Origin of the sequence: Campylobacter sp. CFSAN093224 (assembly GCF_012897395.1) — a bacterium.
GTDB lineage: Bacteria > Campylobacterota > Campylobacteria > Campylobacterales > Campylobacteraceae > Campylobacter_D > Campylobacter_D jejuni.
Genome location: NZ_CP040607.1, coordinates 438,884 through 458,431 on the forward strand (window position 1 = coordinate 438,884; position 19,548 = coordinate 458,431).

The following is a 19,548-nucleotide window of genomic DNA, read 5'->3' on the forward strand; positions in this document are numbered from 1 at the left end:
TAAATGGAAAAATTAATAACTTATTTTAAATTATCAAAAGCCGAATTAAGGAAAGTAATTTTTCCTTTAAAAGAACAGGTAAGAAATGCCTATATTACAGTTTTTGTGGTTGTTGCGGTGATTTCTTTGTTTTTGGCGTTAGTGGATTGGCTTATGTCCTCTATTGTTTCTGCGATCGTATAAGGAGAGTAAATGAGTACTCATAAATGGTATGCAATTCAAACTTATGCTGGCAGTGAAATGGCAGTTAAAAGAGCCATTGAAAATTTAGTAAAAGATAACGGAATTGAAGAACAACTTAAAGAAATTGTTGTTCCAACTGAAGATGTTATTGAATTTAAGAATGGAAAGGAGAAGATTAGCGAAAGAAGTTTGTATTCAGGATACGTTTTTGCACTTCTTGATTTAAATACAGAGCTTTGGCATCGCATTCAATCTCTTCCAAAGGTTGGTCGTTTTATTGGAGAATCCAAAAAGCCAACCCCTTTAACAGAAAAAGATATTAATTTGATTTTGGAAAAAGTTCACAATCGTGCAGCGCCTAAACCAAAGATTTCTTTTGAAGAAGGGGAAAATGTGAGAATCACAGAAGGGCCATTTGCAAACTTTACTGCAATTGTAGAAGAGTATGATATGGTTCGTGGTTTATTAAAATTAAATGTTTCTATTTTTGGACGTTCAACTCCAGTGGAGATCTTATATTCTCAAGTTGAGAAAATAATTTAATTTATATCAAGTAAGGAGATTTGTTATGGCTAAAAAAGTCGTAGGCGAAATTAAATTGCAAATTGCTGCCACAAAAGCAAACCCATCACCACCTGTTGGTCCTGCTTTGGGTCAGCAAGGTGTTAATATTATGGAGTTTTGTAAGGCTTTTAATGAAAGAACAAAAGATATGGCAGGTTTTAATATCCCTGTTGTTATCACTGTTTATGCAGATAAAAGTTTTACTTTTATTACAAAACAACCGCCAGCTACGGATTTGATCAAAAAAGCAGCTGGAATTTCTAAAGGTACGGATAATCCACTTAAAAATAAGGTGGGTAAGTTAACTCGTGCTCAAGTTTTAGAAATAGTAGATAAGAAAATTGCAGATTTAAATACTAAAGATAGAGATCAAGCTGCTAAAATTATTGCAGGTTCAGCTCGTTCTATGGGTGTTGAAATCGTAGATTAATCCTTTCACCGCCAAGGTAAAAGGCGGTAGCACTTTAAAATGCGGAGAAAATAAATGGCTAAGATAGCAAAAAGATTAAAAGAATTATCACAAAAAATTGATTCAAATAAAGAGTATGCTTTAAGCGATGCAATTGATACAATAAAGACTTTAAAGTCTGCTAAATTTGATGAGACTGTAGAAATTGCTTTAAAACTTAATGTTGATCCAAGACATGCAGATCAAATGGTAAGAGGATCTGTTGTTTTACCTGCTGGAACGGGTAAAAAAGTTCGTGTTGCTGTAATTGCAAAAGACGCAAAAGCTGATGAAGCGAAAAATGCTGGTGCAGATATTGTGGGTAGCGATGATTTAGTAGAAGAAATTCAAAAAGGTAATATGAATTTTGATGTTTTGATTGCTACTCCAAATTTAATGGGACTTGTTGGTAAAGTTGGTAGAATTTTAGGGCCAAAAGGTTTAATGCCAAATCCTAAAACTGGAACAGTGACTATGGATGTTGCTCAAGCAGTTAATAATGCAAAAAGTGGTCAGGTAAATTTCCGTGTTGATAAGCAAGGAAATATCCATGCAGGTCTTGGTAAAGTAAGTTTTTCCAAAGAACAATTATGGGATAATGTTAGCACTTTTGTAAAGGCAATTAACAAACATAAACCTGCTGCAGCTAAAGGTAGATATATTAAAAATGCGGCTTTATCTTTGACAATGAGCCCTTCTGTAAAGCTTGAAACACAAGAATTGCTTGATATGAAATAAGAGTTGCTTTTTTGCAACTCTTTTGTTTTAAAATAAACATTTGAAAAAATTTTTGATTTTTTGAAATGTTTATTTTAGATTGAAGATAGTCGAGGCGTAAGCTTAATTGGATTTCCACTCTACTTGAAATCTCAATCGGAAAGGAGAAAATGTGACTAGAAGCGAAAAAGTTGAGATTATTGCTAAACTTGAAGAAGGTTTTAAAGCTAGTGAAGCTATTGTAGTTTGTAATTACAGAGGTCTTAGCACAAAAAAACTAGAAGAGCTTAGAAATAATGCAAGAGAAAACAATGTAAAAGTTCAAATTGTTAAAAATACTTTGGCTAACATTGCTCTTAACAATTCCGGTAAAACAGGTCTAGTTCTTAAAGATACAAATATTTATCTTTGGGGCGAAGATCAGCTAAGTGTTTCAAAAGTAGCTGCTAAATTTGAAGAAAATAACGATAAATTTGAAATCAAAACAGCTCATATTGAAGGCGAAGTTGCAGATGTTGCTAAGGTTAAAGCTCTTGCTAAAATGCCTTCACGCAATGAGTTGCTTGCTATGCTTTTGCAAGTTTGGAATGCGCCAATTACCAATTTCACAATAGGTTTAAATGCGCTTAAAAATAAAAAAGAATCTGAATAAATTAAATAAAAGGATAAAAAATGGCAATCTCTAAAGAAGATGTATTAGAATATATTTCAAATTTAAGTGTTCTTGAGTTATCAGAACTTGTAAAGGAATTTGAAGAAAAATTTGGTGTGTCTGCTGCTCCTGTAATGGTAGCTGGTGGTGCTGTAGCTGGTGGTGCTGTAGCTGCTGCTGAAGAAAAAACTGAATTTGATATCGTTTTAACTGATGGCGGTGCTAAAAAGATTGAAGTTATTAAAATCGTTCGTGCTCTTACAGGCCTTGGTCTTAAAGAAGCAAAAGATGCAGTTGAGCAAACTCCTTCAACTCTAAAAGAGGGTGTGGCTAAAGCTGAAGCTGAGGAAGCTAAAAAACAACTTGAAGAAGCTGGTGCTAAAGTAGAACTTAAGTAATTTTAAGCTTTAAAGTTAGAAGAAGATTTGCCAAGGCAAGTCTTCTTTTTTTATTTTTACCTAATTTTTAGGTCTTCTTTTTTAAATTTACAAAATTTACCATGAGGTATGTGCGATATGTTAGATAATAAATTAGGAAATCGTTTAAGAGTAGACTTCTCAAACATTTCAAAACAAATAGAAATCCCAAATCTTCTACAATTACAAAAAAAGAGTTTTGATTATTTTTTAAATCTTGATAATGGTGAAAGTGGTATAGAAAAAGTTTTTAAATCAATTTTTCCTATTCATGATCCGCAAAATAGATTGAGTCTTGAATATGTTAGTAGTGAAATAGGCAAGCCAAAATATACCATTCGCGAATGCATGGAAAGAGGTTTGACTTATTCTGTAAATTTAAAAATGAAAATCCGTCTTACTCTGCATGAAAAAGATGAAAAAACAGGGGAAAAAGTTGGCGTAAAAGATATTAAAGAACAAGAAATTTATATCCGCGAAATTCCTTTAATGACAGATCGTGTATCTTTTATCATTAATGGGGTTGAGAGGGTGGTTGTAAATCAATTACATAGAAGCCCTGGTGTTATTTTTAAAGAAGAAGAAAGTTCAACGGTTGCAAATAAGCTTGTTTATACAGCACAAATTATTCCTGATCGTGGTTCGTGGCTTTATTTTGAATACGATGCCAAAGATGTTTTGTATGTAAGAATCAACAAGCGTAGAAAAGTTCCTGTAACTATGCTTTTTAGAGCTTTAGGGTATAAAAAACAAGATATTATTAAGTTGTTTTATCCTATTCAGACTATACATGTGAAAAAAGATAAATTTTTAACAGAATTTAATCCAAATGATTTTATGGATAGAATAGAATATGATATTAAAGATGAAAAAGGAAAAATCGTTCATCAAGCTGGAAAAAGACTTACAAAGAAAAAAGCAGAACAGCTTATTAAAGACGGTTTAAAATGGATAGAATATCCTGTAGAAATTTTACTTAATCGTTATTTAGCAAATCCTATTATTGATAAAGAAAGTGGAGAGGTTTTATTTGATTCTTTAACTTTGTTAGATGAGAGTAAGCTTGCTAAGATTAAAGAGCAAAAAAGTTTTGATATAGCAAATGACTTGGCTAATGGCGTTGATGCAGCGATTATTAACTCCTTTGCTCAAGATGGAGAAACTCTAAAACTTCTTAAACAAAGTGAAAATATCGATGATGAAAATGATTTAGCTGCGATTAGAATTTACAAAGTTATGCGCCCAGGTGAACCTGTGGTAAAAGATGCAGCGAAGGCTTTTGTAAATGATTTATTCTTCAATCCTGAAAGATACGATCTTACCAAGGTAGGTCGTATGAAAATGAACCATAAGTTAGGTCTTGAAGTGCCTGAGTATGTTACTGTTTTGACTAATGAAGATATTATTAAAACTGCAAAATATTTAATTAAAGTAAAAAATGGTAAAGGACATATTGATGATAGAGATCATTTAGGAAATCGTCGTATCCGTTCTATAGGTGAACTTTTAGCCAATGAACTTCATTTAGGTCTTGCAAAAATGCAAAAGGCGATCAGAGATAAATTTACTTCTTTAAATGCGGATCTTGATAAAGCAATGCCTTATGATTTAATCAATCCTAAAATGATTACTACAACTATCATTGAATTTTTTACAGGAGGTCAGCTTTCGCAATTTATGGATCAAACCAACCCTTTAAGTGAGGTTACTCATAAGCGTCGTTTATCAGCGCTTGGTGAAGGTGGGCTTGTAAAAGAAAGAGCAGGTTTTGAAGTGCGTGATGTTCACGCGACACATTATGGTAGAATTTGTCCAGTTGAAACACCTGAAGGTCAAAATATTGGTTTGATTAACACTCTTTCTACTTATGCAAAAGTAAATGAACTTGGCTTTGTTGAAGCACCATATAGAAAAGTTGTAAATGGTAAAGTGACTAATGAAGTTGTTTATCTTACAGCAACACAAGAAGAAGGCTTATTTATCGCACCAGCTTCAACTAAGGTTGATGCTAAAGGCAATATAGTAGAAGAATTTGTTGAGGCTAGACAAGATGGTGAAACTATACTTGCAAGACGCGAAGAAGTGCAATTAATCGATCTTTGCTCAGGTATGGTTGTTGGGGTTGCGGCTTCTTTGATTCCGTTTTTAGAGCATGATGATGCAAACAGAGCGCTAATGGGTTCAAACATGCAACGTCAAGCTGTGCCACTTCTTACTGCTTCAGCTCCGATAGTAGGAACAGGTATGGAACAAATTATTGCGCGTGATGCTTGGGAAGCTGTTAAAGCAAAGCGTGGCGGTGTGGTTGAGAAAGTGGATAATAAAAGCATTTTCATTTTAGGTGAAGATGATAAAGGTCCATTTATTGACCATTACACTATGGAGAAAAATTTAAGAACCAATCAAAATACAAATTATATTCAACATCCTATTGTTAAAAAAGGTGATATAGTAAAAGCAGGACAAATTATCGCAGATGGTCCTTCTATGGATCAAGGCGAACTTGCTATAGGTAAAAATGCTTTAATCGCTTTTATGCCTTGGAATGGTTATAACTATGAGGATGCTATAGTTGTAAGTGAGAGAATTATTCGTGAAGATACCTTTACAAGTGTGCACATTTATGAAAAAGAAATTGAAGCAAGAGAACTAAAAGACGGTATAGAAGAAATTACCAAAGATATCCCAAATGTAAAAGAAGAAGATGTTGCGCATCTTGATGAGAGCGGTATTGCAAAAATTGGTACCCATATCAAACCAGGCATGATTTTGGTGGGTAAGGTTTCTCCAAAAGGTGAGGTTAAACCAACTCCTGAAGAAAGACTTTTAAGAGCGATTTTTGGAGAAAAAGCAGGACATGTTGTGAATAAATCACTTTATGCAACCGCTTCTTTAGAGGGTGTTGTTGTGGATGTTAAAATTTTCACTAAAAAAGGCTATGAAAAAGATGATCGCGCAATAAAATCTTATGATAAAGAAAAAATGGCTTTAGAAAAAGAACATCATGATAGACTTTTGATGATGGATAGAGAAGAAATGCTTCGTGTTTGTGCTCTTCTTTCCAAAGCCCCTTTAAATAGTGATCAAAAAATTGGAGATAAAAATTATAAAAAAGGACAAACCGCAGATATTAGCGAACTTGAAAAAATCAATCGTTTTACTTTAACAACTTTGATTAAAGCTTATTCTAAAGAGATTCAAAAAGAATACGATGATTTAAAAAATCATTTCCAAAATGAGAAGAAAAAATTAAAAGCAGAACACGATGAAAAGCTTGAAATTTTAGAAAAAGATGATATTTTACCAAGTGGGGTAATTAAGCTTGTTAAAGTTTATATTGCTACAAAAAGAAAGCTTAAAGTCGGTGATAAAATGGCAGGACGTCACGGAAACAAAGGCATAGTTTCAACTATAGTTCCTGAAGTGGATATGCCTTATTTACCAAATGGTAAAAGTGTGGATATTGCACTTAATCCACTTGGCGTTCCAAGTCGTATGAATATAGGCCAAATTTTAGAAAGCCATTTGGGTTTAATTGGACTTAGACTCGGAGATCAGATTCAAGAAATTTTTGACAGAAAGCAAAAAGATTTTCTTAAAGAATTAAGAGCAAAAATGCTTGAAATTTGTTCTATTCCAAGACTTGCAAGCGAAAAAGAATTTATTAAAAGCTTAAGCGATGAAGAGCTTTTAAACTATGCTAGAGATTGGAGTAAAGGAGTTAAATTTGCTACTCCTGTTTTTGAAGGTGTAAATATAGAAGAATTTAGCAAGCTTTTTGAAATGGCTAAGATAGATATGGACGGCAAAACAGAACTTTATGATGGACGCACGGGTGAGAAAATCGCAGAGCGTGTTCATGTAGGATGTATGTATATGCTAAAACTCCACCACTTGGTTGATGAGAAAGTTCACGCAAGAAGTACAGGACCTTATAGTCTAGTTACCCAGCAGCCTGTGGGTGGTAAAGCACTCTTTGGGGGACAAAGATTTGGAGAAATGGAAGTTTGGGCACTTGAAGCTTATGGAGCGGCTCATACTTTAAGAGAAATGTTAACTATCAAATCAGACGATGTAGAAGGTAGATTTAGTGCTTATAAAGCATTGACAAAAGGTGAAAATGTTCCAGCAACGGGAATTCCTGAAACATTTTTTGTATTAACCAATGAGCTTAAATCTCTTGCTTTAGATGTTGAGATTTTTGATAAGGATGAAGATAATGAGTAAATTTAAAGTAATAGAAATCAAAGAAGATGCAAGACCTAGGGATTTTGAAGCGTTTCAACTAAGACTTGCAAGTCCTGAAAAAATCAAATCATGGTCTTATGGAGAAGTAAAAAAACCAGAAACTATCAATTATAGAACCTTAAAGCCTGAAAGAGATGGGCTTTTTTGTGCAAAGATTTTTGGACCTATAAGAGATTATGAATGTCTTTGTGGTAAGTATAAAAAAATGCGTTTTAAAGGTGTTAAGTGCGAAAAATGTGGCGTTGAAGTAGCCAATTCAAAAGTGCGTCGTTCTAGAATGGGACATATCGAGCTTGTAACTCCTGTGGCTCATATTTGGTATGTTAATTCTCTTCCAAGTCGTATAGGAACGCTTTTGGGTGTTAAGATGAAAGATCTTGAGCGTGTGCTTTATTATGAAGCTTATATCGTTGAAAATCCAGGCGATGCTTTCTATGATAATGAAAGCACCAAAAAAGTAGAATATTGTGATGTTTTAAACGAAGAGCAATATCAAAATTTAATGCAACGCTATGAAAATAGTGGCTTTAAAGCAAGAATGGGTGGAGAAGTTGTTCGTGATTTACTTGCAAATTTAGATCTTGTGGCACTTTTAAATCAGCTTAAAGAAGAAATGGCGGCTACAAATTCAGAGGCTAAGAAAAAAACCATCATTAAACGCTTAAAAGTAGTAGAAAATTTCTTAAATTCAAATTTAAACGCCAATACTGATAGCGATGAAGCCGTACCAAATCGTCCTGAATGGATGATGATTACAAATCTTCCAGTTTTACCGCCAGATTTGCGTCCTTTAGTGGCTTTAGATGGTGGAAAATTTGCAGTTTCTGATGTGAATGACTTATATCGTCGTGTTATCAATAGAAATACACGTCTTAAAAAACTTATGGAACTTGATGCACCTGAAATCATTATAAGAAATGAAAAAAGAATGCTTCAAGAGGCTGTTGATGCACTTTTTGACAACGGTCGTCGTGCTAATGCTGTAAAAGGAGCAAATAAACGCCCATTAAAATCTTTAAGTGAAATTATCAAAGGGAAGCAAGGGCGTTTTAGACAAAACTTACTTGGTAAAAGGGTGGATTTTTCAGGTCGTAGCGTTATTGTTGTAGGTCCAAAACTTAGAATGGATCAATGTGGTTTACCTAAAAAAATGGCTTTAGAGCTCTTTAAGCCACATCTTTTAGCTAAGCTTGAAGAAAAAGGTTATGCAACCACAGTAAAACAAGCTAAAAAAATGATAGAAAACAAAACCAATGAAGTTTGGGAATGTTTAGAAGAGGTAGTAAAAGGGCATCCTGTTATGCTAAACCGTGCGCCTACTTTACATAAACTTTCTATTCAAGCTTTTCATCCTGTTTTAGTGGAAGGTAAGGCTATACAACTTCATCCTTTAGTTTGTGCAGCATTTAACGCAGACTTTGATGGGGATCAAATGGCGGTGCATGTGCCACTTTCTCAAGAGGCTATTGCAGAATGTAAAGTGCTTATGCTTTCATCAATGAATATTCTTTTGCCAGCAAGTGGTAAGTCTGTAACCGTTCCATCGCAAGATATGGTTTTAGGAATTTATTATCTTTCATTGGAAAAAGCCGGTGCTAAAGGTTCGCATAAAATTTGCACAGGCATTGATGAAGTGATGATGGCGCTTGAAAGCAAGTGTTTGGATATTCATGCGAGTATACAAACTATGGTAGATGGTAGAAAGATTACCACTACAGCAGGAAGATTGATTATTAAATCCATTTTACCTGATTTTGTGCCTGAAAATAGCTGGAATAAAGTTTTAAAGAAAAAAGACATTGCCGCGCTTGTGGATTATGTTTATAAACAAGGTGGTTTAGAGATTACAGCAAGTTTCTTGGATAGACTTAAAAATTTAGGTTTTGAGTATGCAACTAAAGCAGGTATTTCAATTTCGATTGCAGATATTATTGTTCCTAATGACAAGCAAAAAGCTATCGATGAAGCAAAAAAACAAGTAAGAGAAATTCAAAATTCTTATAATCTTGGTTTGATTACTTCAGGGGAAAGATACAATAAAATCATTGATATTTGGAAAAGTACAAATAATGTCCTTTCAAAAGAGATGATGAAGCTTGTAGAAAAAGATAAAGAAGGTTTTAACTCTATTTATATGATGGCAGATTCTGGTGCTAGGGGTAGTGCGGCTCAAATTTCTCAGCTTGCTGCGATGCGAGGACTTATGACCAAACCTGATGGTTCTATTATCGAAACTCCTATTATTTCGAATTTCCGTGAAGGGCTAAATGTTCTTGAATACTTTATTTCAACTCACGGTGCTAGAAAAGGTCTTGCAGATACCGCTCTTAAAACAGCAAATGCGGGTTATTTGACAAGAAAACTTATCGATGTTGCACAAAATGTAAAAATTACCATTGAAGATTGTGGAACGCATGAGGGTGTTGAAATCAATGAAATTACCGCAGATAGCTCTATTATAGAAACTTTAGAAGAAAGAATTTTAGGCAGGGTTTTAGCTGAAGATGTGATCGATCCTATTACAAATTCTGTGCTTTTTGCAGAAGGTACTTTAATGGATGAGGAAAAAGCAAAAATTCTTGGAGAAAGCGGTATAAAAAGTGTTAATATCCGCACCCCTATTACCTGCAAAGCCAAAAAAGGAATTTGTGCAAAATGTTATGGTATCAATCTTGGTGAAGGTAAATTGGTAAAACCAGGCGAAGCAGTAGGAATTATTTCCGCTCAATCTATCGGTGAACCAGGAACGCAGCTAACTTTAAGAACTTTCCATAGCGGGGGAACTGCAAGTACGGATTTACAAGATAGACAAGTAAGCGCACAAAAAGAAGGTTTTATAAGATTTTATAATCTTAAAACTTATAAAAACAAAGAAGGTAAAAATATCGTAGCAAATCGTAGAAATGCGGCGGTTTTACTTGTGGAGCCAAAAATCAAAACTCCATTTAAAGGTGTGATTAATATAGAAAATATTCATGAAGATGTGATTGTTTCTATTAAAGATAAAAAACAAGAAGTAAAATACATATTAAGAAAATACGATCTTGCTAAACCAAATGAATTAGCAGGTGTAAGTGGCAGTATAGATGGAAAACTTTATTTGCCATATCAAAGCGGCATGCAAGTAGAAGAAAATGAAAGTATCGTAGAAGTGATTAAAGAGGGTTGGAATGTACCAAATCGTATTCCTTTTGCGAGTGAAATTTTAGTAGAAGATGGCGAGCCTGTAGTTCAAAATATCAAAGCAGGCGAAAAAGGAACACTCAAATTTTACATCCTTAAAGGCGATGGTTTAGATAGAGTAAAAAATGTTAAAAAAGGTGATATTGTTAAAGAAAAAGGATTCTTTGTAGTGATTGCTGATGAAAATGATAGAGAAGCAAAAAGACACTATATCCCAAGAGAATCTAAGATAGAATTTAACGATAGTGAAAAAATCGATGACGCAAATACTATCATTGCAAGTGCTCCTAAAAAAGAAAGAAAAGTGATTGCAGAATGGGATGCTTATAATAATACTATCATTGCAGAAATTGATGGTGTTGTAAGCTTTGAGGATATTGAAGCAGGTTATAGTGCCGATGAGCAAATTGATGAAGCTACAGGTAAGCGTTCTTTAGTAATTAATGAGTATTTACCTAGCGGAGTTAGACCAACTTTGGTAATTGCAGGAAAAGGTGATAAAGCTGTGCGTTATCACCTTGAACCAAAAACCGTTATTTTTGTTCATGATGGCGATAAAATTGCTCAAGCAGATATTTTAGCAAAAACTCCAAAAGCAGCAGCTAAATCAAAGGATATTACAGGAGGTCTTCCAAGAGTTTCTGAACTTTTTGAAGCAAGAAAACCAAAAAATGCGGCTGTGATTGCAGAAATTGATGGTGTTGTTCGTTTTGATAAGCCTTTGCGTTCTAAAGAAAGAATTATTATCCAAGCAGAAGATGGAACAAGTGCTGAGTATTTAATCGACAAATCAAAACATATTCAAGTAAGAGATGGAGAGTTTATTCATGCAGGTGAAAAACTTACAGATGGAGTTGTTTCGAGTCATGATGTGCTTAAAATTTTAGGTGAAAAAGCCTTGCATTATTATTTGATTTCTGAAATTCAGCAAGTTTATCGCGGACAAGGTGTTGTGATTTCTGATAAACATATAGAAGTTATCGTTTCTCAAATGCTAAGACAAGTAAAAGTTGTAGATAGTGGACATACGAAATTTATTGAAGGTGATTTGGTTTCAAGACGTAAATTCCGTGAAGAAAATGAAAGAATCATTAGAATGGGTGGAGAACCAGCTATTGCCGAGCCTGTGCTTTTAGGTGTAACAAGAGCAGCGATTGGAAGTGATAGTGTGATTTCTGCGGCTTCATTCCAAGAAACTACCAAAGTTTTAACTGAAGCAAGTATAGCAGGTAAATTTGACTACTTAGAAGATTTAAAAGAAAATGTTATTCTAGGTAGAATGATTCCTGTTGGAACAGGGCTTTATGGCGAACAAAATTTAAAACTTAAAGAACAAGAATAAAACTCTATTTTATAGCCCTTCGGGGCTATATTAATACAGTGTATCTAAATCATTAAAATAAATTTTTAAAACTTTTTCTATTTTATTTTTTTCTTCTAGAAGTATTTTTTTATTTTTTTCTCTAAAAGCTTTATTAGAGCAATAAATTAGATAAGATATACTAATGGCAGCAATTATTTTATTTTTATGTTCTATGCCTATAGCCATACATTCAATTTGAGGATTCATTTCTCCAATTTCTATGGCAATTTTTTCTTTTTTAATTTGCTTGATTTGTTGATAGAGTTCATTTATATTATTTAAGGTGTTTTCTGTAATTTTATCAAAATTTTTAGGATAAAGTTTTTCTAATTCCTTTTTATTTTTATTTGATAGTAAGGCTTTGCCTAAAGATGTTGCATAAGCAGGATACGAAGTGCCTATAAAAGATTTTAATTGTACTGTATTATTGGCATCAATTTTTTCTAAATAAAGCACATTTCCATCTTTTAAAATTCCCATTTGACAAGTTTGATTGGTTAAATTTCTTATATTTTTCATATGCTTTTTGATTATTTCAAAAATATTATTTTCATTTTTTATATTACATCCTAATTCTATAATCTTAAAATCCAAATAATAACTTTTATTTTTTAAATCACATTTGATATATTTTTTTTCTTGAAGAGTTTGTAAAATAGGCCAAAGAGTTCCAGCAGGAATGTTTAATTTTTTAGCTATAGCACTTAAGGTAAGCTTTTCTTTTGCAAGTAATTCTAGAATATTTAACACTCTAAGAGTGGGCTGATGCATATTGTCTTTATCCTTGTTTTATTTTTATAAATTTTAGCATATTTTTTACTTTTAGTAACATAAAATCATAATTTTTATTATTTATTAATTTTAATATTTTTTTTGTAAAAATTGGCAGTTAATAAGAATAAAATACGAATTTTTACCAAGTTAACAGCTTGATTTTTTTACAAATATTTTGTTATATTTTTTGTATATAAATATATTTTTGTATATACGAAAGGAAAAAAATGGGAATTTTAAAAGGAACTTTACCGGCTTTACTTACTCCATATAAAGATGATGGAAGTATCAATGAAAAAGAATTTATTCGCTATTGTGAATTTGGTATTTCTAAAGGCTTGAATGGATTGTTTTGTAATGGAAGTGCAGGGGATTCTCAAGCTTTGAGCGTGGAAGAGCAAGTTAAGTTAATGAAACTCACCAAAAAGGCTACAAAAAATAATATACCTATCATCACGGGTATTACCTCGACAATTTATGAAAACACTTTTATTTTGGCGCAAAAAGCTTATGAATTAGGTCTTGATGCCTTATTACTTGCTATGCCTTATTATTATAAATTGAGTGAAGATGCACTTTTTGAATATGTAAAATATTTAGCTTCTGAAGTGAAACTTCCCTTATATGTTTATAATATACCTCTTTTTGCACCAGCACTAAGCTTAAAATTTATAGAAAAGGTTTCAAAGCTTGATAATGTTGCGGGTATAAAAGATAGTAGCGGAGATGCTTTGCTTTTAAATCATATTTTAGATGTAGTACCTAGTAATTTTGATGTTTTTGTAGGAAGAGAAGAATTTTATGTAGGTGCATTATTAGCAGGTGTAAAAGGTTCTATGACTAGCATAGGTGGAGTTTTTCCAGAACTTATGAGCGAAATTTACAAATCAATCAATGAAAAAAATATAGGCAGAGCTTTGCTAATACAAAAAAGTTTATTAAAGGCCATAAGATTTGGTATGAGCATAGCTTTTCCTATGGGTTTTGCTTTGCTTTTAAAGGCCAGAGGATTTGAATTTGTAAATGCTAGTATTCATCCTTTATCACCTGCTACAAAAGAAGAATTAAACACTCGCTTTGATGAAGCAAAAGAGCTTATTAAAACTATAGAAAAAGAAACAGGTATAAAACTATGAAAGGATATATTATAGTCAATGAAAAAGACAATGTTGCCACAGCTTTGCGTGACTTTAAAAAAGGCGAAAAAGTGGCAAATATTGAGCTTTTAAATGATATTGCAAGCGGACATAAATTTGCACTAAAGGATATAAAAAAAGATGAAATTATTATCAAATACGCAGAAGCTATAGCTAGTGCAAGTTGCGATATTAGTACAGGGGAATGGGTGCATATCCATAATACTGCGGGAATTAGAGGTCGTGGAGATAAGGAATGAAAATGAAAAAGATAATGGGTTATAGAAGGAAAGATGGAAAATTTGGCTTAAGAAATAAAGTCATTATCATACCAAGTGTACATTGTGCTAATAAAGTGTGTGAAAATATAGCTAGAAAATGTAATGGAGCAGTTTATATCAACCATCAGCATGGTTGCTCCCAGCTTGAATTTGATGCTTTACAAACTAGAGATGTTTTAATAGGTCATGGGAGCAATGCCAATGTTTTTGGTGTTTTAATTATAGGGCTTGGTTGTGAGGTAATACAAGCCAAAGCAGTAGCAGAAAAAATCAAAGAAGCAACGCCTTATAAAAAGGTTGAATATTTAGTGATACAAGAATGTGGTGGTAGTAAAAATACCATTGAAAATGGTATCAAAATAGTCAATGAAATGCTTGAAAGTGCTGCAAAATTACAAAAAAGTGAAGGAGATTTCAGTGATTTGATTTTAGGCACAGAATGCGGTGGAAGTGATAGCTATAGCGGACTTAGTGCTAATCCTGCTTTAGGAAGTTTGAGTGATTTTGTAATCGATGAGGGTGGTGCGGTAATTTTAGCAGAAACTACAGAACTTATAGGTTGTGAAGCCATACTAGCTAAGAGAGCAAAAAACGATGAAATAGCTAAAAAGGTATATGATAAGATTTTAGCTTATGAGAATTTAGTCAAATCTTTTCATGCTGATATTCGAGGAGCAAATCCTAGCCCAGGAAATATGGCAGGCGGGCTTAGTACTATAGAGGAAAAATCTTTAGGCTGTGTTTATAAGGCAGGAACTAGAACCTTAATGGATGTGATTGATTATGCTAAGCCTGTAGTTTCTAAAGGTTTAACTTTTATGAATACACCAGGCAATGATATAGAACAACTTAGTGCTATGGTTGCAGGTGGAGCAAATATTTGTGTTTTTACTACAGGTCGTGGCACTCCAACGGGTTCTGCTATCGTGCCTACTATCAAAATGAGTTCTAATACTTTTTGTTATGAAAATATGAATGATGCTATTGATATTAACGCAGGAAGCATTATAGATGGGGTAAAAACAAAAGAAGAAGTGCGTGATGAGCTTATAGAATTAATCGTGCGAATTTCAGATGGAGAATTGGTAAAAGCAGAGCTTAACGAGCAAAATGATTTTTCAGTTTGGAGACTTGCTACAACTTGTTAAAGGGTAAAGTGATGAAACATGCAAATTCAATAAAGTTAGAGTTAGTATGTAAAAAAATATCTTGGCGTATTTTGCCTTTGATTGTTTTGATGTTTTGTCTTTCTATGCTTGATAGGACAAATATTAGCTTTGTGAAATCTCATATAGAAATTGATGCAGGCATCGGTGAGGCTGCTTATGCTTTGGGTGCTGGAATATTTTTTATAGGTTATGCCATTTTTGAAGTGCCTTCAAATTTATTTTTGCATAAATTAGGAGCAAAAATTTGGTTGAGCCGTATAATGATCACTTGGGGTCTTGTAACTATGGCAATGATTTTTATACAAGGAGAAATAAGTTTTTATGTATTAAGATTTTTATTGGGTTTAACTGAAGCAGGTTTTAGTCCAGGCATTATTTTATACCTTAGTTATTTTTTCCCAGCTATATATCGATCTAAGGCTTATGGAATTTATCAAATGGGAGTTCCAATTGCTTTTGTTTTTGGTTCTTTAATTAGCGGTTTTATACTTGATTATACACCAAATATATATTTTAAAAATTGGCAATGGATGTTTTTAATAGAAGGAGGTATTACCGTTTTAGTAGGTATTTTTTGTTTATTTTATCTTGATTCACATCCAAAAGATGCAAAATGGTTAGATATAAAAGAAAAAGATATTTTGCTAAAACATATTGAAATTTCCAATACTAAAGCTAAGGATTATTCTATAAAAGATATTTTTAAAAGTATTTTGGTGTGGAAATTTGTATTTGTTTATTTTTGTATTCAATTAAGTGTTTATGGAGTGCTTTTTTATTTACCAAGTAAAATTGCCCAAATATTGCAAATAAATGTAGGTTTTGAAGTTGGACTTTTAAATGCCATACCTTGGATTTTGTTTTTATCGCCTTGCCAATATTTACCTCATTGGCTGATAAAAAACATTCTTGGAATTTACATGCGATTTTATTTTTACTGCTAGCAAGTTTGAGCATGATAGCTTCAACTTTTGTTACAAATTTGGCGGCATTTTTATTTTTTATTAGCTTGGCTGCTATAGGTTTTATAGTCATTCAGCCTATATTTTGGAATTTGCCAACTCAAGTTTTAAAAGGAAAAGGAGCCGCGGCTGCTATTGCTCTTATAGGATCCTTGGGAAATTTAGGAGGTTTTGTGGCTCCTACTTTAAAAACATATATAGAAAATCATTTTGGAGTTGAGTTTGGACTTATAGTGTTAGCATTGATAGCAATTTTAGGTGTATTGGTATTAATACATTTAAAAATAACTTTAAATTTAGATAAAGGAGAATAAATGGATTTAAAAATTAAAAATAAGGTTTGTATTATTACAGGAGGGGCTAAAGGTATTGGGTATGGTATTGCTAAATTATGGGCAAGCGAAGGCGGAATTCCTGTAATTTTTTCAAGATCTATGCCTAAAGAGCACGATAAAGAATTAAAAAAATTATCTAGTGAGTATGAATTTTATGAAATTGATTTAAAAAATTATGAGCAAATTGAAAAGCTTGTAAAAAAAGTTGCTATCAAACATGGTGGAATCTATGCTCTTGTAAATAATGCAGGTACAAATGATAATTTACATATTGAAAATACAAGTACTCAAGATTTGATAAAATCTTATGAAAATAATCTTTTTCATTATTATACTATGACCAAAGAATGTTTGCCTTACATTAAAAAAGAACAAGGCAGTATTTTAAATATAGTGAGTAAAACAGGCATCACAGGACAAGGAAGAACTTCAGCTTATGCTTCGGCCAAAGCGGCTCAAATGGGTTTTACTAGAGAATGGGCTTGTGCTTTTGCTAAGGATAATGTTAGGGTAAATGCTATAGCTCCTGCTGAAGTTATGACTCCTCTTTATGAAAAATGGCTGCAAAATTTTCCTAATCCTAAAGAGCAATATGAAAAAATCGCAAAAGCTATACCTTTAGGCCATCGTTTTACTACCATAGAGGAAATTGCAAATACAGCGGTTTTTACACTTAGTCCCCTTGCTTCACATACTACAGGGCAAATTTTAATGCCAGATGGAGGTTATGTGCATTTAGATAGAGCATTAAATTGGGATGAAAACTAAGGAGTAAAAAATGACTGATTCTAAAAATATAAAAATAGCTATTGTTTTGGTAACTTCTCTTTTCTTTTTATGGGGAGTAAGCTATGGACTTATTGATGTGATGAATAAAAATTTTCAAAATCATCTTCATATTAGCCAGCATGAAAGTGGCTTTTTACAGTTTGCTTATTTTGGTGCTTATTTTATCATAGCCTTACCCGCAGGTTATATAGCCAATAGATTTTCTTATAAAATGGGAATCATTTTTGGCTTAGCTCTTTATGCCATAGGAGCTTTGCTTATTATACCTGCTACAAATTTGGCTTCTTTTCATTTGTTTTTGTTTGCGTTTTTTATTTTAGCTTGTGGTATTGGTTCTTTAGAAACTAGTGCAAATCCCTACATGACAAAGCTTGGTGATGAAAAAAATGCGAGTTTTAGAATCAATGCTGCGCAAAGTTTTAATGGTTTGGGGCAATTTGTAGGACCTATTATAGGCGGAGCTTTATTTTTATCTATTACTAAACAAGAAGAGGGTGCGAGTAAAGAGCAAATCGAGGCTGCATTGGTAGCTAATATGGGAAATGTCCAGCTTGTTTATATAGGAATTGCTGTCATTGTTATTTTGATTTTAATTGCTTTTGTTGCAAATAAGCTTCCAGAAGGAAGTGCGGTAAGTGATGATTATAAGCAAAAAGATGATTCTAAGCCCATATATGTTTTTAAACACAGACATTTTAACTTAGGGCTTTTAGCGCAGTTTTTGTATATAGCCAATCAAGTTGCAGCAGGAGCTTTTTTTATCAATTATGTTGTAGAACATAATGAAGGTTTAAAAGATGCGCAAGGTGCTTATTATTTTTCTATAGCTTTGGTTGCATTTATGCTAGGGCGCATTGTTTCTACTCCTTTGATGAAGATAATCAAAGGTGAAAAAATTTTAGGATTTTATTCTCTAATCAATGTGCTTATATGCTTTAGCTTGTATTTTGCTAGCGGGTTTTTTAGCATAGTGCTTTTAATAGCTTTATTTTTCTTTATGTCTATTTCTTTTCCTACTATTTTTGCGGTAGCAACAAAAAATTTACCTTTAAATCAAGTAAAACTAGGCGGTTCTTTGCTTGTGATGAGCATAGTAGGTGGAGCAATTATGCCTATAATTATAGGTTTTATTAATGATCATTATGGTACAGGCGCTGGGTATTTAGCAATGGCACCTTTGTTTTTATATGTGGCTTGGTATGGCTTTATAGGCTCAAAAGTGAGAAAAAATGCAAAAGATTTTTGATGCTCATCTACACCTTTGGGATTTGGAAAAAATACCTATTTCATGGATAAAAGACGATGAAAAATTAGAGCAAAATTATGATTTTTTTAGGATGAAACAAGAATATAAAGAATTTGAATTTATAGGTGCTATGTATGTTGAGGTTAATAGTGATGATTTAGAAAAGGAAGCTTTGTTTGCTTTGGAGCAAAAAAAGCTTCATAATCTTTTGTTTTGTTTAGCGGATTTTAAGCATAAAGAAGAGCTTAGTTCTTTTAGGGAAGTAATGCACACGAGCAAAAAAGGAGCTAAAAGACTATTTGAAGCAGACTTTGAAGAAAAAATAGAAATTTTAAAAACTTTCAATATACCTTTTGAGGCTTGTATTAAAAATGAAGAGCTTGGTTTTTTAGAAAAATTTTTAAGTAAAAATCCAAATTTAAAAGTGGTTTTAAATCATCTAGAAAGTCCAAAAATAAATCGTTTAAATGAATACAAAAAAGATTTAAGTTTTTTGAAAAAATTTCAAAATTTATATATCAAGCTTTCTATTCCTGATGGTTTTTCGCAAGAAACTCCTAAGGAATTTATTTTTGAGCTTTTTGCTTTTTTAAAAGAAAATTTTAGTGAGAATAAATTTATATTTGGGAGCAATTATCCAGTGGCAAAGATAACTCCAGCTAAGTGGGCCAAGCTTATTATAGAGAGTAAAATTTTTGATGATCTAGATAAAATATTTTACAAAAATGCTTTATTAATTTATAAAGGAGGATGAATGCAAAGATACGGTCAAATCATAAAAATAAAAAAAGAAAAAATAGAAGAATACAAAGAGCTTCACACAAAGCCTTATGAAGGGGTTTGTGAGATGATTAAGGAATGCAATATACAAAATTATTCCATTTATTTGTTTGGGGAATATTTATTTGCATATTTTGAATATATAGGTGCTGATTTTGAAGCAGACATGGCTAAAATGGCAAGAGATGAAAGCACACAAAAATGGTGGAAAGTAACAGATCCTTGTCAAATATCTTTAGGCTATGCAGGACAAAAATGGCTAAATATGGAAGAAGTATTTCACTTAGACTAAAAAAGGAGAA

16 protein-coding genes and 1 pseudogene are annotated in these 19,548 nt (G+C 32.6%); 16 read left to right on the top strand and 1 reads right to left on the bottom strand.

Translation table 11 applies throughout. The features are described from left to right. Window positions 1–3: 3 nt before the first annotated feature. The 8 genes from secE to rpoC all read left to right on the top strand — a co-directional run bounded on the left by secE (window position 4) and on the right by rpoC (window position 11,753). On the top strand, window positions 4–183 hold the full coding sequence (secE, locus tag FBF11_RS02335; protein ID WP_002854985.1) for a preprotein translocase subunit SecE: 180 nt from the start codon (window positions 4–6) through the stop codon (window positions 181–183). A 9-nt stretch (window positions 184–192) separates the two neighbouring features. Beyond that, on the top strand, window positions 193–726 hold the full coding sequence (gene nusG, locus FBF11_RS02340) for a transcription termination/antitermination protein NusG (protein ID WP_002851098.1): 534 nt from the start codon (window positions 193–195) through the stop codon (window positions 724–726). A 25-nt stretch (window positions 727–751) separates the two neighbouring features. Further along, window positions 752–1,177, top strand: coding sequence for a 50S ribosomal protein L11 (gene rplK, locus FBF11_RS02345; RefSeq protein WP_002779452.1), 426 nt, complete (start codon window positions 752–754; stop codon window positions 1,175–1,177). Window positions 1,178–1,231: 54 nt separating this feature from the next. Further along, entirely contained in the window at window positions 1,232–1,933 is a 702-nt protein-coding gene (rplA, locus tag FBF11_RS02350; protein WP_002854928.1) for a 50S ribosomal protein L1, read from the top strand. Window positions 1,934–2,084: 151 nt separating this feature from the next. Continuing rightward, the gene (rplJ, locus tag FBF11_RS02355; RefSeq protein ID WP_002858610.1) at window positions 2,085–2,564 is read left to right on the top strand and encodes a 50S ribosomal protein L10; all 480 of its coding nucleotides are present in this window, start codon (window positions 2,085–2,087) and stop codon (window positions 2,562–2,564) included. Between the two features lie 20 nt (window positions 2,565–2,584). Further along, on the top strand, window positions 2,585–2,962 hold the full coding sequence (gene rplL / locus FBF11_RS02360) for a 50S ribosomal protein L7/L12 (RefSeq protein ID WP_002858569.1): 378 nt from the start codon (window positions 2,585–2,587) through the stop codon (window positions 2,960–2,962). A 108-nt stretch (window positions 2,963–3,070) separates the two neighbouring features. Beyond that, window positions 3,071–7,207 (top strand): DNA-directed RNA polymerase subunit beta, encoded by a 4,137-nt coding sequence (gene rpoB, locus FBF11_RS02365; RefSeq protein WP_079742843.1) that lies wholly within the window; start codon window positions 3,071–3,073, stop codon window positions 7,205–7,207. Then, window positions 7,200–11,753 (top strand): DNA-directed RNA polymerase subunit beta', encoded by a 4,554-nt coding sequence (gene rpoC, locus FBF11_RS02370; protein WP_002884848.1) that lies wholly within the window; start codon window positions 7,200–7,202, stop codon window positions 11,751–11,753. Before rpoB ends, rpoC begins: the two co-directional genes overlap by 8 nt. A gap of 30 nt (window positions 11,754–11,783) precedes the next feature. On the opposite strand, the gene FBF11_RS02375 is transcribed toward rpoC, so the two are convergent. Then, a complete protein-coding gene (locus FBF11_RS02375) occupies window positions 11,784–12,545 on the bottom strand; it encodes an IclR family transcriptional regulator (RefSeq protein ID WP_002793545.1) in 762 nt (253 codons plus the stop codon). 230 nt (window positions 12,546–12,775) lie between these two features. On the opposite strand from FBF11_RS02375, the gene FBF11_RS02380 reads away from it, so the two are divergent. From FBF11_RS02380 to FBF11_RS02415, 8 genes and pseudogenes are all read left to right on the top strand, one after another. Continuing rightward, window positions 12,776–13,684, top strand: coding sequence for a dihydrodipicolinate synthase family protein (locus FBF11_RS02380; RefSeq protein WP_057096867.1), 909 nt, complete (start codon window positions 12,776–12,778; stop codon window positions 13,682–13,684). Beyond that, a complete protein-coding gene (locus FBF11_RS02385) occupies window positions 13,681–13,944 on the top strand; it encodes a UxaA family hydrolase (protein ID WP_002779462.1) in 264 nt (87 codons plus the stop codon). Before FBF11_RS02380 ends, FBF11_RS02385 begins: the two co-directional genes overlap by 4 nt. 2 nt (window positions 13,945–13,946) lie before the next feature. Further along, window positions 13,947–15,113, top strand: a complete 1,167-nt coding sequence (locus FBF11_RS02390) for a UxaA family hydrolase (protein ID WP_057096866.1) — start codon at window positions 13,947–13,949, stop codon at window positions 15,111–15,113. 11 nt (window positions 15,114–15,124) lie between these two features. Further along, window positions 15,125–16,410 (top strand): annotated as a pseudogene (locus FBF11_RS02395) (MFS transporter). Further along, window positions 16,411–17,199, top strand: a complete 789-nt coding sequence (locus tag FBF11_RS02400; RefSeq protein WP_002825115.1) for an SDR family oxidoreductase — start codon at window positions 16,411–16,413, stop codon at window positions 17,197–17,199. A 10-nt stretch (window positions 17,200–17,209) separates the two neighbouring features. Further along, entirely contained in the window at window positions 17,210–18,466 is a 1,257-nt protein-coding gene (gene fucP / locus FBF11_RS02405) for an L-fucose:H+ symporter permease (RefSeq protein WP_002868189.1), read from the top strand. Then, window positions 18,450–19,220 (top strand): amidohydrolase, encoded by a 771-nt coding sequence (locus FBF11_RS02410; protein ID WP_079744470.1) that lies wholly within the window; start codon window positions 18,450–18,452, stop codon window positions 19,218–19,220. Before fucP ends, FBF11_RS02410 begins: the two co-directional genes overlap by 17 nt. Then, window positions 19,221–19,538, top strand: coding sequence for an L-rhamnose mutarotase (locus FBF11_RS02415; RefSeq protein WP_002837607.1), 318 nt, complete (start codon window positions 19,221–19,223; stop codon window positions 19,536–19,538). Window positions 19,539–19,548: the final 10 nt, after the last annotated feature.

Bases quoted from the DNA above. Each gene is read 5' to 3' on its own strand.
- secE (WP_002854985.1), top strand. From the start codon at position 4: ATGGAAAAATTAATAACTTATTTTAAATTATCAAAAGCCGAATTAAGG.
- nusG (WP_002851098.1), top strand. From the start codon at position 193: ATGAGTACTCATAAATGGTATGCAATTCAAACTTATGCTGGCAGTGAA.
- rplK (WP_002779452.1), top strand. From the start codon at position 752: ATGGCTAAAAAAGTCGTAGGCGAAATTAAATTGCAAATTGCTGCCACA.
- rplA (WP_002854928.1), top strand. From the start codon at position 1,232: ATGGCTAAGATAGCAAAAAGATTAAAAGAATTATCACAAAAAATTGAT.
- rplL (WP_002858569.1), top strand. From the start codon at position 2,585: ATGGCAATCTCTAAAGAAGATGTATTAGAATATATTTCAAATTTAAGT.
- rpoB (WP_079742843.1), top strand. From the start codon at position 3,071: ATGTGCGATATGTTAGATAATAAATTAGGAAATCGTTTAAGAGTAGAC.
- rpoC (WP_002884848.1), top strand. From the start codon at position 7,200: ATGAGTAAATTTAAAGTAATAGAAATCAAAGAAGATGCAAGACCTAGG.
- FBF11_RS02375 (WP_002793545.1), bottom strand. From the start codon at position 12,545: ATGCATCAGCCCACTCTTAGAGTGTTAAATATTCTAGAATTACTTGCA.
- FBF11_RS02380 (WP_057096867.1), top strand. From the start codon at position 12,776: ATGGGAATTTTAAAAGGAACTTTACCGGCTTTACTTACTCCATATAAA.
- FBF11_RS02385 (WP_002779462.1), top strand. From the start codon at position 13,681: ATGAAAGGATATATTATAGTCAATGAAAAAGACAATGTTGCCACAGCT.
- FBF11_RS02390 (WP_057096866.1), top strand. From the start codon at position 13,947: ATGAAAAAGATAATGGGTTATAGAAGGAAAGATGGAAAATTTGGCTTA.
- FBF11_RS02400 (WP_002825115.1), top strand. From the start codon at position 16,411: ATGGATTTAAAAATTAAAAATAAGGTTTGTATTATTACAGGAGGGGCT.
- fucP (WP_002868189.1), top strand. From the start codon at position 17,210: ATGACTGATTCTAAAAATATAAAAATAGCTATTGTTTTGGTAACTTCT.
- FBF11_RS02410 (WP_079744470.1), top strand. From the start codon at position 18,450: ATGCAAAAGATTTTTGATGCTCATCTACACCTTTGGGATTTGGAAAAA.
- FBF11_RS02415 (WP_002837607.1), top strand. From the start codon at position 19,221: ATGCAAAGATACGGTCAAATCATAAAAATAAAAAAAGAAAAAATAGAA.